Here is a 14,793-nt window from a genome sequence, read left to right as displayed (position 1 = left end):
ACGGACTTAAACTTTGAGCCAAGAAATTTATTTCTTGGCGGACGAGAATTATGGTGCAAGATCTGATTTATCAGTTTCACTGTTTGAAAAAGGTAAATGGCTCTACACTGAGCATTATTTATTGCTCATGAGTCATCAAAAAGTGATGAACAACAAAGTTTCATGTAGGGTTGACGCTCTACAGAAAATTGTAATTAATTTACAAAACAATGGAGGCGAAAATTATGGCTAAAAAAGTCAAAAAAACAGATAAAAAAAAAGAAAAGTCTTTACGCTTGACAATTCAAGATTTTAGTGAGATTCAAAGAAAGTATCCTGATAGCATAGAAGTACTCAATTATGCTAATCATTATAAATCTAAAAATATTGCCTATATTAAGCTGACGGAATTGCATAATCAGCAAAAAAAATTAGGCAAAGATATAGTTCCAGACGTACTGATTGAGGAGATGACAATTAACTGGGGAGATGATCACTTTCGGAGAAAAATTCAAGACAAAAATAAGGCATTCTCTTCAAAAAAGGAAGTGCCATGTGTGGAAGATAGTTTTTCAAATTTAGAAGAGATGAATGAGGCTGCAATCTTGACAGCAAAGAATGAAAAGAGTAATGCGGATCTCACAGATAATCAGACACACAAACCATTAGAAGATATCATTCCACAACAAGAAATTTCCACTGAAGAAGACAAAATACCAGAGAAAACAGAGTGGCGAGGTATTTATGCTACTACTATTGGTCGTTCTCATCTTCACTCTCATCCACAAGTACCATGTCAAGATGCAGCAAAAGCTATATCAAAGCCACGAGCAGGTATTTTTGTGGCTGATGGTGCTGGAAGTGCGAGACTATCTCATTTCGGTTCTAAGGCTGTTGTTGAGGGCTTGGGTGAGTTTACTCATTCAATAGAATCTATTCATCAAAACATTTTAGACCGAGAACAAATACTTAATTGTAATGAAAGTAATGAAGGTAAAGAGTATGCGTATAAGTTTATAAAATATGCAATTGAAAGATTACGAGAACTTTCAGAACAAAAAGAATGCCGGGTTGACGACTTGAAGTGTACGTTACTGATGACGGTGTTAGGCAAACATTATTTATTTTGGCTGAAAGTCGGAGATGGCTTTATTGTTGTTGAAAAGGATAACAAGCTGGAGTTACTTGGTTCTGTAGGAAAAGGAGAATTTGCCAACCAAACTACATTTCTTAGCGAACGCTTGAAAGACGAAGCTATATATTATGGTTTTTTACCTGTTCAAAATGTGACGGGTATTGCTGCATTTACAGATGGTGCAGCAGAAACTTTAGTGAGTATGGATGGTTCTAGAATAGCAGGTGCGTTAAGTCATTTGGTCTTTAATAAAACTGGCATTGATGGCACTTTGAGGTAGCACTCTTTTGTTCTGGCTGACACGGGTAGCAGGTGCAGCGATGTAAAGATTGCCATTATCATCCTTCGCACCATGACCGGAGAAGTAGAACAGCACCAAGTCTTCTGAACTGCGGTTAGCAAAAAGGTTGTCTATGGCATCTGCCATTGTGTCTTTTGTCGGATTCAATAGCAGGGTGATATCAGTTTCAGCAAAACCCCCTATGTCTGGATGCTGCAATACTTGCTTCATCGCTCTTGCATCTTTGGTAGCGCTGGGCAAGGCTGATAGCCCTTGTTGATGATAATTGCTGACTCCAACCAGTAATGCTACCTTCTTCCCCATCTCTGACTCCTTATTCTCCAACAAATTCCTGGGCGGCTTTAATAGCTGCTATCAACTCAGCTTGGCTACTGGCTTTGGCTTTGAGAGTTTTACCATTAGCCGTGACTTCGATCTCAATCGTTTTCCCTAGTAGGCGATCGCCCAAAAGCCTCATGAAAGATTGAATCTTTGTTTTATTAACCTTAGCCGTCAGCACCCCCAGTAAATATCCACTTACAGACTTTGAGCCTTCTGGGGAATTCTCTACTGTCACAAGACCTGCATCTTCTACTTCAACCTCTTGTTTAATATCTTGCAGGAGATTCTCTGTTTTCTCTTGCAGTTCTGAATCTTCGAGACGATCATCTAAAAGCGTGAGTTTCACCTGAACATTTGACATGCAATTTATTTCTCCAACTGGTGGTGACTGAATTTACGGATTAATCAACGAATCCTGTGATGCTTACCTCTGACTTTGCCCTCAGCAAAATTCCCAGCACCCTCACTCTTTCCTCAAGCTCAAACACCCGCGTTAACACCTTAACCTTGGTAGTATGAGTTTCATATGGGGCTTTGCAGAAATTTTCCACCAATTCTCACGCCTTTGAGGGGGGGTGAGGAGGTGATTTTAACTTCTAAGTTATTTATGCTACACTAGTATTTCGTGGAGAGCTACGCTGAATGCCAATTTAAATGTAGATGCTAGACATGATGGTCTTTTTAGACACTTGACATATTATACCAAATTATACCAGTGGGTTGTCTACCCGTTATTGGTTGTTAAGAGCGGGTTTTGTTGAAAGGTTATTGATTTGTCTGGAGCAATAGAGGGGTAAACTTACACCACTTATATAAAGATTGCTTAGCATATAAAATAGAAGCAGCTAAATTAACTTCTATGACGCAATTTCATCTTCAAGCTCCCTTTCAACCGACAGGCGATCAACCACAAGCGATCGCCCAACTTATCACCAGCGTAAATAATAAAAATAGGTATCAAACTTTACTGGGAGCTACGGGAACAGGAAAAACTTTTACTATCGCCTCAGTGATTGAAAAAGTGGGGAAACCCACTCTCGTTCTTGCTCACAACAAAACTCTCGCCGCACAACTGTGTAACGAGTTGCGAGAATTCTTTGCTGAGAATGCAGTTGAGTATTTTGTTAGCTACTACGATTACTATCAGCCAGAAGCATATATTCCTGTCAGCGATACATATATAGAAAAAACGGCTTCGATTAACGATGAAATTGATATGTTGCGACACTCAGCAACGCGATCGCTCTTTGAACGCCGCGATGTAGTTGTTGTTGCATCTATTAGTTGCATCTATGGTTTAGGAATGCCCTCAGAATACCTGAAAGCTGCGATTCCCTTTCAAGTCGGTTTGGAAGTAAACCAACGGGAAATACTGAAAAACTTAGTATCCATTCAGTATAGCCGCAACGATGTGGAGTTAGGTCGCGGACGTTTTCGCGTCCGGGGTGATGTGTTGGAAATTGGTCCTGCGTATGAAGACCGAATTATCCGCGTGGAATTCTTTGGTGATGAGATTGACGCTATTCGCTACGTTGACCCTGTCACAGGTGAAATTATTAAGAGTGTAGAAGCGGTGAATCTTTACCCGGCGCGTCACTTCGTCACTCCAGAAGAAAGGTTAGAAGAAGCTTGCGATGCGATCGCAGCAGAACTCAAACAGCAAAAAGCACAATTAGAGGAAGCTGGGAAATTACTAGAAGCGCAACGCATAGACCAGAGGACGCGCTATGATTTGGAAATGTTGCGTGAGGTGGGTTATTGCAATGGTGTGGAAAACTATTCCCGTCACCTCGCAGGACGCCAAGCAGGGGAACCACCCGAATGTTTGATTGATTATTTCCCCAAAGATTGGCTGTTGGTCATAGATGAATCTCATGTCACTGTACCGCAAATACGCGGAATGTATAACGGCGACCAAGCACGGAAAAAAGTGTTAATTGAGCATGGGTTTCGTTTACCCAGTGCGGCTGATAACCGTCCATTGAAGGCTGAGGAATTTTGGACAAAGGTGAATCAGTGTATTTTCGTTTCCGCTACCCCCGGAAATTGGGAACTAGAAGTTTCTGAAGATCATGTCGCACAACAAATCATTAGACCAACTGGAGTTGTTGATCCAGAAATCATAGTCCGTCCGACAGAAGGGCAAATCGATGATTTGTTGGGCGAAATCAAAGATAGAGTTGACCGCCAGGAACGAGTGCTGATTACAACACTGACTAAGCGCATGGCAGAAGATTTAACTGAATATCTGCAAGACAACAGTATTCGGGTAAGGTATCTGCATTCGGAAATTAATTCGATTGAGCGAATTGAGATTTTGCAGGATTTGCGCGATGGTAGCTTTGATGTGTTGGTTGGTGTGAACTTGCTGCGGGAAGGTTTGGATTTACCAGAAGTTTCTCTGGTGGCGATTTTGGATGCTGATAAAGAAGGCTTTTTGCGTGCAGAACGTTCTCTGATTCAAACGATTGGAAGGGCTGCGCGTCATGTGCGAGGACAAGCGATTATGTATGCGGATACCTTAACTGATAGCATGATCAAAGCTATGGAAGAAACCGAGAGGCGTCGCAATATTCAAATGGCTCATAACCGGATGCACGGAATTACACCGCAACCAATTGTGAAGAAAAAATCGAGTAATGCGATTTTGTCCTTCTTAGAAGTGTCGCGGCGATTAAATGCAACTGAGTTAGATACAGTTGAGCAACATATAGATGAATTTCCCCTAGAAGAGATTCCAGGGTTGATTACTCAACTGGAAGCACAGATGAAAGAAGCGGCGAAAAAACTAGAGTTTGAAGAGGCGGCGAAATTGCGCGATCGCATTAGGCTGCTGCGGGCTAAGTTGCTGGGACGCTAGATGCTTGCGGAGATATCTCGTACATTTCGCTACTGCATAACTGAGTCTTTAAACGAACTTATCGTTTCTGAAAGTGCTTCCCACAGGATTTGAACATCAATCTGTTGAGTGCGCCAGTTGGAGAATGCAGCTCGAATTGCTGGCACAGTTCCATAAACAGTTGGTGTTAGGAAAACCTTTCCACTATCGTGCAACATTTCCAGGAATTTTTTAATGGTGTCTAATCGAATCTCTTGCCCGTCAACTGACAAGGTAAAGCAGACGACATTCAGACGAACAGGAGCCAAAAGCTTGAAATCTCTACAACTTCTTATTTTCTCACCTAACAGTTGAGCTAACTCACAGTCTCTCTCGACGATGTCTTGATACCCCTGTGCACCATAAGCTATCAAGCTAAACCATGCAGGAAGTGCCCTGAATCGGCGTGAGTTTTCTGGAGTTAAGTGAACAAAATCAGGATTTTCAGCCGGGACTCCAAGATAAGCTGCATTATTTTGAAAGACTTCGAGTTGGAGATTTCGATGCCGTGTAAATTGCATAGCTGAATCATAAGGAACATTCAGCCACTTGTGAGCATCAATGGCGATCGAATCCGCAGTATCCAGTCCTTGTACCAGATGGCAGTATTTAGGTGAACAAGCTGCAAATCCACCAAAGGCAGCGTCTACATGTAGCCAAAAATTAAACTCTTGCTTGAGTGCTGCAATTCCCACTAAATCGTCAAAATCAGCGGTATTAACGGTTCCTGCATTTGCCACAACAATACATGGCTCCTGGCAACGACTCAAGTTTTTGGTGAGTTCGTCTAAGTCAATGGCTTCTCGTTCGGGTAAACAAGGAACAATTTGTAGATGACTTTTACCCATTCCAAGCATAGAAAGCGCTTTGCTGATGCACGAATGAGGTGAACCGCTGAAGATTTTGATAGCGGGCAAAGCATACAGTCCATTATGAGTAATATCGATCTTCAGCTGTTGAGCAATCCATTGTCTGGCTAATGCTAAACCCACAAAATTGGACATTGTCGCACCTGAGACAAATGTTCCGGAGTGGGAGTCTGATATCTGGAAGAGTTGGCGAAGGAAACTGATTGTCTCTCGCTCAACTTCAGGCGCAGAGGAATCTTTCGCACCGATGACATTTTGATCAAAGATACTCACAAGCCAGTCACCTGCAATCGCCGCAGGTGTAGAACCGCCAGTCACAAAGCCCAAGTAACGAGGACCGCTACTAGCAGTAATCCCTGCACCATACTTGTTGTTAAACGCCTCTAGAGCTTTCTCTGTACCAATCCCCTCTTTGGGCAAGGAAGCTATGTCATAGTTTGGAGGCACAACTCCAACGGGACGTTCGTTCAAACCTTGCAAAAATTGGGTTGCATGACTCAGAATTTTTCCGAGTATTGGGTTAAGGCGTGTGACATCGGTTTTTAAATTTCTATCCACTTTGTTTCACAAGCTGTGACTTTTAGTTACTAAGCCTACACAGAAATTTATTGTGTATGCAAATTTGATATCACTGTCCTTCGATCACCCTCAGCCATTTTTATTTTGATCGCTAACTGAACCGTGTGATAAAGTTACGTTACTTTTTTGGATTTTTAGCGCTAAATCAAGGACTTTCGTTTTAATACTGAGTGCTTATTTAGCATAATCTGTCTTAGCGCAAAATGTGGGTAGAAGAATTTTTGATGACTGAATTCAAAGTAACTATGACGATTACGCATCAAACTTATCCGATATGTTCATATCATCTCTTCAATCACCAGTCCAACAATGATATTTATTAAAAATAAACGTTTTAATGGGTAGTAAAAACGTGAACATCTCAAGTGAGCGTGGCAGTGGCAGATATACATAAATAGATGTCACATACCTGAAACGTTAAAATGCCTTCTCCATTAGATTGGGGAAGGCATTTATTTTGAGCACTCAATTGCTGAATGGGATTCAAAAGATATATTAATATACCCCATATGCACGGACTGATAGTGTTTCAGGCACTGCAAAATCCTCCGACAACCAGATATTTTCCAGTTATTTTGATAGTTGCTAAAGTAGAGACACAAGATTTTAATCAATTTGAACAGTTAAACTTTGCAGGGGTAATTGCAAAGCTTTTTGACCTTTAAACTTAGCAGTGTAAGTGGCTGAAACACTGAGATGCTAATATCCAGCAATATAGATATGTAGCTAGCTTTCTAAAAATTTATTGCTGTCCTTCGATCACCCTTTGTTGCTCAGTATAAGAATCTTGTGTAGGTTCTTGTTGAGATTGTTCCTGTGGAGGTTCTTGTGGCTGAGGAGTGAGATATTCCTGCCATGCTCTAATTTGTTCTCGTGCAGCACTATAGGCATCAGTTCCTCTTGGAATCAGTCTGGCTGTCTCAATAGCTCTAGGAATATTAGATTCTCCTTGAGCACGAGCTATATCCAACAATTGCTGACTCCATTGGTCAATCGCGATACTTACATCACTGCGTAGGATGCTATTATCCGGTACTCTGTTTGCTAGCCTAATTGCTTGTGCCAAAGCTTCTGGAGTTCCGGTAACTGCGATTTCTCGTGCTTTGTTCCAGTTTTGTTTTGCACGAATTTGTCCTTGCCACTGATCTATAACTGTTTGTGCTTGACCAGAAAGTGCTCGTCCTGAGCGGATTTGTTGAGCTGTTGCAATAGCAGAGGGTAAATCGCCACTGTCAGCCAAGTTTTTTGCTTGGTCTAAGTAGGGCTGGTCTTGAATAGTTTGAATCTTTGCTGTCCAATTCCCAATTTTTCTTCGTGCTTCTGGATACAATGCACGACCTCGTTGAACTTGACTTGCCTGTGCGATCGCCGCTTGTAAAGAGTTAGCATCCTCAAGCATTGCCATTTGATCAGCTCGATCCAAATACGGACGGTCTTCGATTGTCTGTATTTGAGCAACCCAACCACCAATTTCTTTTTTTGCTTCCTCTGCACGAGGGTTGCCTTCTGAAATCAGTTGTGCTTCAGTGATAGCTGCTGCAAAATCTTTCACTGAACCAAGACTAGCCAGGTTTCTTGCTTTTTCCAAATGGGCGACATCTTGAATTTCTAGTTGCCAGCTAGCAATAAGTTCTTGCGCTTTTTCATATTTTGGTCTGGTTGCCTCTATTTGTTGAGCTTGGGCAATTGCTGTTTCTAGACCGGCTGTTGTCCCTAACCATGCACTCCTCTGTGCTTCAGATAAGGCAATAAAGTCTTGTATGTCCTTTTGATGTCCAGTGCTGGGGGGAATTTTTTGGGCTATCAAGATAGCTTGGTCTGGATTTCGTCCGTCCAGTTTTGCCTGTGCCAACTCAAGCATTTTATCTCCAAATTCCGAAAGAGCTTGCTGGGCCTTGGGATAAACGTAACTGTCTTTGCGAATCGACTCTGCCACCTTAATGGCTTTGAGGAGATTATCGACTGTTTTGTTTTCGGCTAAAGTTTTCGCTTTTCCTAACTGCTCACCATCTTCTCGGGCGCTGACAATTAATCGATTCAACTGGTCATATTTCGTCATCGACCAGTATGTATTATCTACACGCAACAATCTAGAAGCTAGCATGAACGCTTGATGCCATTTTTCGTCACGCATTTGGGCTTCTGCTTCAGTGTAGATGCTTTCTGCGCTTGACCAGATGGATTGCCATTTGGAAATTTTTGCTTCCACTAATCGATAAGCCGATTCCTCTTTTGGAACCTGGCGAGCTGTTGCGATCGCTTCGTCTAGCCGACCTGCCTGGAAACTCTGGTCTGCTAGTTGTAGAATCTCCCGTGACCAATCTTCTATTAAACGGTCAATTTCTTCACGAAGCGGGTGATTTTTTGGCAGTTCTTTGACTAGGGCGATCGCTTGCAGAAGGTCTTTTACCGTTTGCTTAGAAGCTGCCAACTGAGCGCAATTTAGCCGTACCGAAGCACTAGCCAATGGCCAGAAAATCGATGGGCAGTTAGGCGCAGATGGCAGCTTGAGTAACATTGCTGTTGCCATAAAGGCTATTCCGCTAGGAACCAACGCTAACAATAACGTCCATAACACCCACGATTTCGTCCATTTAGGCAATGTCCAAGAACTTTTACTGACTGGTACTATTTCTTGCGACTCTTTATCTAGAGACAGTTGATCCGAATCATTTTCTTTTGAGCGTTTCACAGACTCGATGATATAACTGCTTGTTGCGACTCCAGACGTTTGTGTTTCACTAGATTCTTGCCTTCGGTATCCTCTAGTCATATTGTTATCTGGCTCTCTTGCTTTGCCTGGTAACCAACTTTCTGGCATATCCCGCTCTGTCATCTCTCACACCAAAATAAACAATTAACTTTAGCGATCTGTTATAGCTCCAAAGTTTCGTCCCTGCCATCGTAACTTCCCTTCTGGATCAAGTTACTTCTTACATGATGATATGTCCTCCACTCATATCATGTATATCCTAGATAAAAAGTTTTCTTTTATACTTTACACCCCAGCCGACGCTTCTGCTTGCAAATCTACGACCAATTGAGCCAAGTCATCTCGACTTGCCTGGTAAACTGTACCACAAAAATCGCAAGTTGCCTCAGCCCCATTATCTTTTACAATCATGTCTTGCAGCTCGGCTTCACCCAACATCTTGAGTGCTCCTAGCACGCGGTCAAAGGAGCAACCGCAGTGGTAACGTAAAATCTGGGTTTCCGGAAAGATCGTAACTCCCATATCTCCCAGCAAGTCACCAAAGATGTCTGTCAAGGATTTTCCTGCTTGCAACAAAGGTGTAAATCCTGATAGTGCGGCGACTCGTGATTCCAAAGTTTCCACTAGAGCTTCGTCTCTAGCGGCTTTGGGCAAAACTTGTACTAGTATTCCTCCGGCTGCTGTCACTCCGTTTGCTCCTACGAACACGCCTAATACTATCGCTGAAGGTGTTTGTTCCGAACTGATGAGGTAATGAGCCACATCGTCCCCAATCTCACCAGAAACGAGTTCCACTGTACTAGAGTAAGGATACCCGTATCCAATATCGCGGACAACGTAAAGAAAACCTTTTCCTACTGCACCACCAACATCAAGCTTACCTTTGCTATTGGGAGGCAGTTCTACGGATGAGTTTCCTACATAGCCACGTACTGTTCCATCTAATCCTGCGTCTATCAATATACCACCCAAAGGTCCATCACCTTTGACGCGGATATTGACTCTCGACCCAGTTCGTTTCATACTAGAAGCCATTAGCAACCCTGCTGTCATCGTTCGACCTAGCGCAGCCGTTGCCACATAAGAAAGCTTATGTCTATTTCTTGCTTCTTCTGTCAAGCGTGTTGTTATTGCACCTACTGCACGAATACCGCCTTGTGCTGCAGTGGCGCGAATTAATTGATCCGCCATGAAAAAAAACCTATACCTTTAATTTCTTACCGAAATTTCCTGTGCAAAAAGCACCGAAAGATAATTATCTTAGTATAACAAAACTTAACTTAACTTAAATAGGTGGGTGATGAGTGGGTTGGAATGAGTGACAGTAACTTAGTGAATACATGTTGTGTTTGCATATCTTTTTTGCTTACTGTGTAAGGGTGTTGAAAGAAATTACAACTTTTTAATCAGCAATAAGCGAAACCTCACGATATGGTTTTTGGTTCTTCTTCCTGTTGGCTAGGAAGGTGTCGCTAATGAGACTTTGTAGAAATCTTTTGGAAATCCTGGACTTCGCCACATCAAGAAGCCCCCACCATAAACGGTACTCCGTTTTGGTGGTAAGTACTTCACTGCGGTTCGTTATACTAAAAAGACACTATCTCGCGCTTCCCGTAATCCTCGAAAAATGTTAGGTAATTATCAACAAAGCCAAATACGGATAGAAGTGGATGCATCCTTCAGTGCAATTCGCGACAGTCTGCTGCGTCCTACGGAACTAGAAAAATGGCTGCCCACAGGTCGCTTTGCTACTGGAATGCCAGAAGAACTCCATTCTGGAGTTGAGTATACTACCCAGATTGGAGCACTCTCGATTCATCATCAAGTAGATGTGGCACGTCCTAACTGTTTACGCTTGTTACTCTCTCAAGGAATAGATGGGTTTCATGAATGGTACTGGGGAGAAGGTTGGGTACAGTCTCGTTTAGAGGGAGTGACAGTTTTACCGCTTTCTTTGGGACAAACTTTAAGTTTGTTGAGTTTGCGTCAGTTTCTGGTAACAAAAAAACCTTGACAAAAAACCCAGCTTCTTAAAAAAGCTGGGCTTTTACAGTCTAGGATTTCAAATTTTTAGGAGGGATTTTGCAGTTGAACAGTACGTATCGATAGCTGTTGTGTCCGGTTACCCCTTTGCACTTTCAACTGCAATTGCTGACCAACACGACTATTTTCTACAATGTCAAGCAACTGTGTGCCTTTTGTGATGGGCTGTCGATCAACCTCAAGAATCACATCTCCAGGACGTATTCCCGCAGTTGCGGCTGGTGAATTGGGCACCACTTGCATGACTAAAACGCCATCAATTTCTGGCAATTGAATCGGAGAATTAGGGTTAGAGTTGAATTGTCTTGCCAATTCAGGCGTTATTTCTTGCATTTGCACACCTATAAATGGGTGAGCAATTGTTTCTCCTCGTTCCAGTTTAGTAGCAACTGTTTTAGCTTTATCAATAGGGATGGCAAACCCAATACCGGTTGCGTCACCACGAATGGCTGTGTTGATACCAATGACTTCACCTTGAGCATTCACCAGTGGTCCACCAGAGTTACCTGGGTTGATAGCGGCGTCGGTTTGAATGAAATCTAGGCGTTTGTTACCAATGCCAACTACACTACTGGAACGTCTGAGGGTACTGATAATTCCTAGAGTAACGGTGTTATCTAATCCTAAGGGGTTACCAACTGCGATCGCCCAGTCACCCACTTGTACCTTAGTTGAAGAACCCAAGGGTGCAATTGGTAAATCAGCACCAGCGTTAATTTTGACTACCGCCAAATCAGTCACTTCATCAACGCCTTGTACCTTTCCTTCAAAACTGCGTCCATCTTTGAGACGAACAGTCACCTTATCAGCCTTATCGACCACATGGGCATTCGTCAGAATTAACCCACTCTTATCAATGATAAAGCCAGAACCAAGACCACGTAATTGCTCGGGGGGCAACTGCTGTGGTGAACCGTTACCAAAAAATCGCCGGAAAAAGGGATCGTCAAAGAATGGATCAGAGCGTCGGGTAATTGTGCGCTCAGTGTCTATCCTCACAACTGCAGGTCCAACGCGATTTACTGCTGCTGTCACAAAGCTACTGCTACCAATAGCAGCAGTGGCTGGTGATTTCTGAGCAATAAGTTGTGGTGAGGCAGCACTGACAGAACTCGGTGCTGGTTCTGCTTGAGAGGGTGAGACTTGCAAAGTGCCAACAGTTAGCAAAACTCCCAAAATTACGGCTAACACATGAGTACTTAGTTGGCGTATTGACCGGAGTCGTTTGGAAAATCGCATAACCACAACCTTATATTTCAGCCTAATTGTTGTTTATACAGTGAAAAATCTCTCTATAGCTATTTTTACAGGTATACTTGACAATTACTATCCATTGACGTTTGTTTCTGGCTTCATATTTCTATATTTCTCCCAAATACTTCAAAATAGGGGATTTGTTCTTGAATTTACTACTCCATCTGTGCCCACCCCCTCCTCTCTGCTCTAGGGTAGGATCTTATTTATTCGCAGCACCTATATGAAAACTTATGAATGGATCGAACAGATCAACAAAACAATCCCCACCCACATCACAGCAGGATGAGGATTTACTCTTTGACGATACAGACAAAGATCATACACCGCATATTCACAATCATGGACACTCGGCTCATGCTCACGTTCATAGCGAAGAATCTCTCCGGCGAATCGTCAATCGCCTTTCGCGTATAGAAGGGCATGTTCGTGGTATTAAGACAATGGTACAGCAAAGTAGCCCTTGTCCTGATGTTTTACTACAAATTGCTGCAGTGCGGGGAGCACTGGATCGGGTAGCACGGATTGTCTTGGATGAACATTTAACAGAGTGTATAGCAAGAGCTGCAAAAGAAGGCAATATTGAAGTTGAACTCGAACAACTTAAAGCTGCTTTGGATAGGTTTTTATAAACACACATGCTTTCCAAATCAAAAACTAGTGAAGATTATCAGTTTCACTATTCGTTCAGTGGTGATCCAAATAAACCACTGATTCTTTTTTTGCACGGATTCATGGGAAACAGTCATGAATTTGAGCCAGTAATTTTCTTAATATGTGATAAATTTTACTGCTTGACAGTTGACCTTCCGGGACATGGAGAAACTAAAGTTTTGCGTGGTGATGAGTATTATACAATGCCAAAAACTGCCCATGCCCTCATCAGCTTACTGGATAATTTAAAAATTACCCAATGCTTTTTAGTTGGATATTCAATGGGAGGGAGATTAGCTTTATACCTGGCTCTGCATTTTCCTCACCGTTTTCCTAAAGTTGTTTTGGAATCAGCCTCTCCTGGTTTATTAACAAAAGCAGAACGAGTAGAACGAGTTAAACGTGATGAGCAAATCGCCAGGAAATTAGAAAGAAGTGTTTGCAGAAATGATTTTGCTGCCTTTGTCTCTAATTGGTATAATCAAGAGATTTTTGGCTTGCTTAAAAACCATCCCCAGTTTCATCGCCTTCTAGAAGTCCGGTTGCAAAATCATCCAATTGAGTTAGCTAAATCACTACGGTTTATGGGTACTGGATGTCAACCTTCTTTGTGGAAAATGCTGATAAAAAATAAAACGCCTGTGCTTTTATTAGCAGGGGAATCGGATGAAAAGTTTATAGATGTCAATACAGAGATGACTAAAATTTGTGAATCTTGCCAACTAAAAGTTATTCAGACGTCCGGACATAATATTCATTTTGAAAATGTTAAGGCTTTTGTTGAGAATATTCAAGATTTTTTATCTAAGGATAACATTTGAAAACCATTGTCACCCACATCTTGGATCTTTGACGATAATCAATAAATATGACAAAAGAAAAAAAGAAAATATATGAAATAACTTCAGATGATTGAGTTATACTATTCAATGATAAAGAAATAGTCAACTTGTAGCAAACTTCAAACCAAGCAAGTTATGGAAAACAATCAATTATCTAATACTCACATTGAAAGTTTTCAACCCTTGTTAACTCCAGATGATTTGAAATCGAGATTACCTTTAACCGATTTAGCCAAAGAAACAGTTTTGAAATGTAGAGATGAGATAGAAAAAATTCTAACTTTTCAAGACAGAAGAAAGTTCATAGTAGTTGGTCCATGTTCTATCCACGATACAAAAGCAGCAATAGAATATTCAGAAAAACTTAAAATTCTTGCTGATCGAGTAAAGGATAAACTGTTGCTGATCATGAGGGTATATTTTGAAAAACCAAGAACAACAGTAGGATGGAAAGGATTAATTAATGATCCTGATATGGATGATTCTTTCCATATCGAAAAAGGTCTATGCATGGGACGTACCTTACTGCTAAAAATTGCTGAATTGGGATTACCCATCGGTACAGAAGCACTCGATCCTATAGTACCGCAGTACATTAGTGAACTTATTACGTGGTCTGCAATTGGAGCACGCACAACCGAATCACAAACTCATCGCGAAATGGCAAGCGGACTTTCAATGCCAGTGGGTTTTAAAAATGGCACTGATGGTAATATTAATGTGGCTTTGAATGCTCTCCAATCAGCTCAGAAACCTCACAACTTTTTAGGAATTAATAAAAAGGGACAAGTGAGCATCTTCAAAACCAGAGGAAATGCCTACGGTCATGTTATTTTGCGAGGCGGTAATGGTCAGCCTAACTTTGATGCAGCGAATGTCAAACAGGTGGAAGAAAAATTAAAAGAGGCAAATTTATCGCCGAGAATTGTTATCGACTGTAGTCACGGCAATTCAAGTAAACAGTATAAATTACAGAGTTCTGTCTTTGAAAAGATTATTCAACAAATAGTGGATGGTAATACATCAATAGTTGGCATGATGTTGGAATCCAATTTGTATGAAGGTCATCAACAGATTCCTAGCGATCGAGAACAATTACAGTATGGTGTTTCTGTTACAGATGGGTGTATTGGTTGGCAAGAAACAGAAGAAATTATTTTGGCTGCTCACAAAAACCTAAAATAGAAAGGTTGTGTTGCAAAAAGTTCTACCAATTCCAAAAACC

General features: G+C 41.7%; 13 protein-coding genes. 7 read left to right on the top strand and 6 right to left on the bottom strand.

Annotated features, from left to right (window positions below; all coding sequences use genetic code 11):
* Nucleotides 1-13 precede the first annotated feature (13 nt).
* Both AC5590_RS24925 and AC5590_RS24920 read left to right on the top strand, forming a co-directional pair.
* Nucleotides 14-232, top strand: coding sequence for a hypothetical protein (locus tag AC5590_RS24925; RefSeq protein ID WP_169266063.1), 219 nt, complete (start codon nt 14-16; stop codon nt 230-232).
* A complete protein-coding gene (locus AC5590_RS24920) occupies nt 225-1,394 on the top strand; it encodes a PP2C family serine/threonine-protein phosphatase (protein ID WP_169266062.1) in 1,170 nt (389 codons plus the stop codon). Before AC5590_RS24925 ends, AC5590_RS24920 begins: the two co-directional genes overlap by 8 nt.
* On the opposite strand, the gene AC5590_RS24915 is transcribed toward AC5590_RS24920, so the two are convergent.
* Complete coding sequence (locus AC5590_RS24915) at nt 1,344-1,718, bottom strand: caspase family protein (RefSeq protein WP_169266061.1); 375 nt, start codon at nt 1,716-1,718, stop codon at nt 1,344-1,346. The genes AC5590_RS24920 and AC5590_RS24915 overlap by 51 nt on opposite strands.
* Nucleotides 1,719-1,728: 10 nt before the next feature.
* A complete protein-coding gene (locus AC5590_RS24910; protein ID WP_211178519.1) occupies nt 1,729-2,097 on the bottom strand; it encodes a hypothetical protein in 369 nt (122 codons plus the stop codon).
* A gap of 498 nt (nt 2,098-2,595) precedes the next feature.
* Here AC5590_RS24910 and uvrB point away from each other — a divergent pair, with 498 nt between their 5' ends.
* On the top strand, nt 2,596-4,596 hold the full coding sequence (gene uvrB / locus AC5590_RS24905; protein WP_169266060.1) for an excinuclease ABC subunit UvrB: 2,001 nt from the start codon (nt 2,596-2,598) through the stop codon (nt 4,594-4,596).
* A gap of 29 nt (nt 4,597-4,625) precedes the next feature.
* Here the strand turns inward: uvrB and AC5590_RS24900 are convergent, their stop codons facing one another.
* From AC5590_RS24900 to hslO, 3 genes are all read right to left on the bottom strand, one after another.
* A complete protein-coding gene (locus AC5590_RS24900) occupies nt 4,626-6,041 on the bottom strand; it encodes a pyridoxal phosphate-dependent decarboxylase family protein (RefSeq protein WP_169266059.1) in 1,416 nt (471 codons plus the stop codon).
* 763 nt (nt 6,042-6,804) lie between these two features.
* Nucleotides 6,805-8,898 (bottom strand): chromosome segregation ATPase, encoded by a 2,094-nt coding sequence (locus AC5590_RS24895; protein WP_169266058.1) that lies wholly within the window; start codon nt 8,896-8,898, stop codon nt 6,805-6,807.
* 162 nt (nt 8,899-9,060) lie between these two features.
* On the bottom strand, nt 9,061-9,966 hold the full coding sequence (gene hslO / locus AC5590_RS24890) for an Hsp33 family molecular chaperone HslO (RefSeq protein ID WP_169266057.1): 906 nt from the start codon (nt 9,964-9,966) through the stop codon (nt 9,061-9,063).
* A gap of 436 nt (nt 9,967-10,402) precedes the next feature.
* Here hslO and AC5590_RS24885 point away from each other — a divergent pair, with 436 nt between their 5' ends.
* Entirely contained in the window at nt 10,403-10,789 is a 387-nt protein-coding gene (locus AC5590_RS24885; RefSeq protein WP_169266056.1) for a hypothetical protein, read from the top strand.
* 56 nt (nt 10,790-10,845) lie between these two features.
* Here the strand turns inward: AC5590_RS24885 and AC5590_RS24880 are convergent, their stop codons facing one another.
* Nucleotides 10,846-12,057 (bottom strand): HhoA/HhoB/HtrA family serine endopeptidase, encoded by a 1,212-nt coding sequence (locus tag AC5590_RS24880; RefSeq protein ID WP_169266055.1) that lies wholly within the window; start codon nt 12,055-12,057, stop codon nt 10,846-10,848.
* Nucleotides 12,058-12,305: 248 nt separating this feature from the next.
* Between AC5590_RS24880 and AC5590_RS24875 the strand changes: the two genes are divergently transcribed.
* From AC5590_RS24875 to AC5590_RS24865, 3 genes are all read left to right on the top strand, one after another.
* Complete coding sequence (locus tag AC5590_RS24875; RefSeq protein WP_169266054.1) at nt 12,306-12,704, top strand: metal-sensing transcriptional repressor; 399 nt, start codon at nt 12,306-12,308, stop codon at nt 12,702-12,704.
* Nucleotides 12,705-12,710: 6 nt separating this feature from the next.
* Nucleotides 12,711-13,547, top strand: a complete 837-nt coding sequence (menH, locus tag AC5590_RS24870; protein ID WP_169266053.1) for a 2-succinyl-6-hydroxy-2,4-cyclohexadiene-1-carboxylate synthase — start codon at nt 12,711-12,713, stop codon at nt 13,545-13,547.
* Nucleotides 13,548-13,703: 156 nt separating this feature from the next.
* On the top strand, nt 13,704-14,753 hold the full coding sequence (locus AC5590_RS24865; RefSeq protein WP_169266052.1) for a 3-deoxy-7-phosphoheptulonate synthase: 1,050 nt from the start codon (nt 13,704-13,706) through the stop codon (nt 14,751-14,753).
* The last annotated feature ends 40 nt before the right edge of the window (nt 14,754-14,793 follow it).

The sequence above is a fragment of the Brasilonema octagenarum UFV-OR1 genome (assembly GCF_963888615.1).
GTDB classification, from domain to species: domain Bacteria; phylum Cyanobacteriota; class Cyanobacteriia; order Cyanobacteriales; family Nostocaceae; genus Brasilonema; species Brasilonema sennae.
This window is presented reverse-complemented; position numbering and strand designations above follow the sequence as displayed.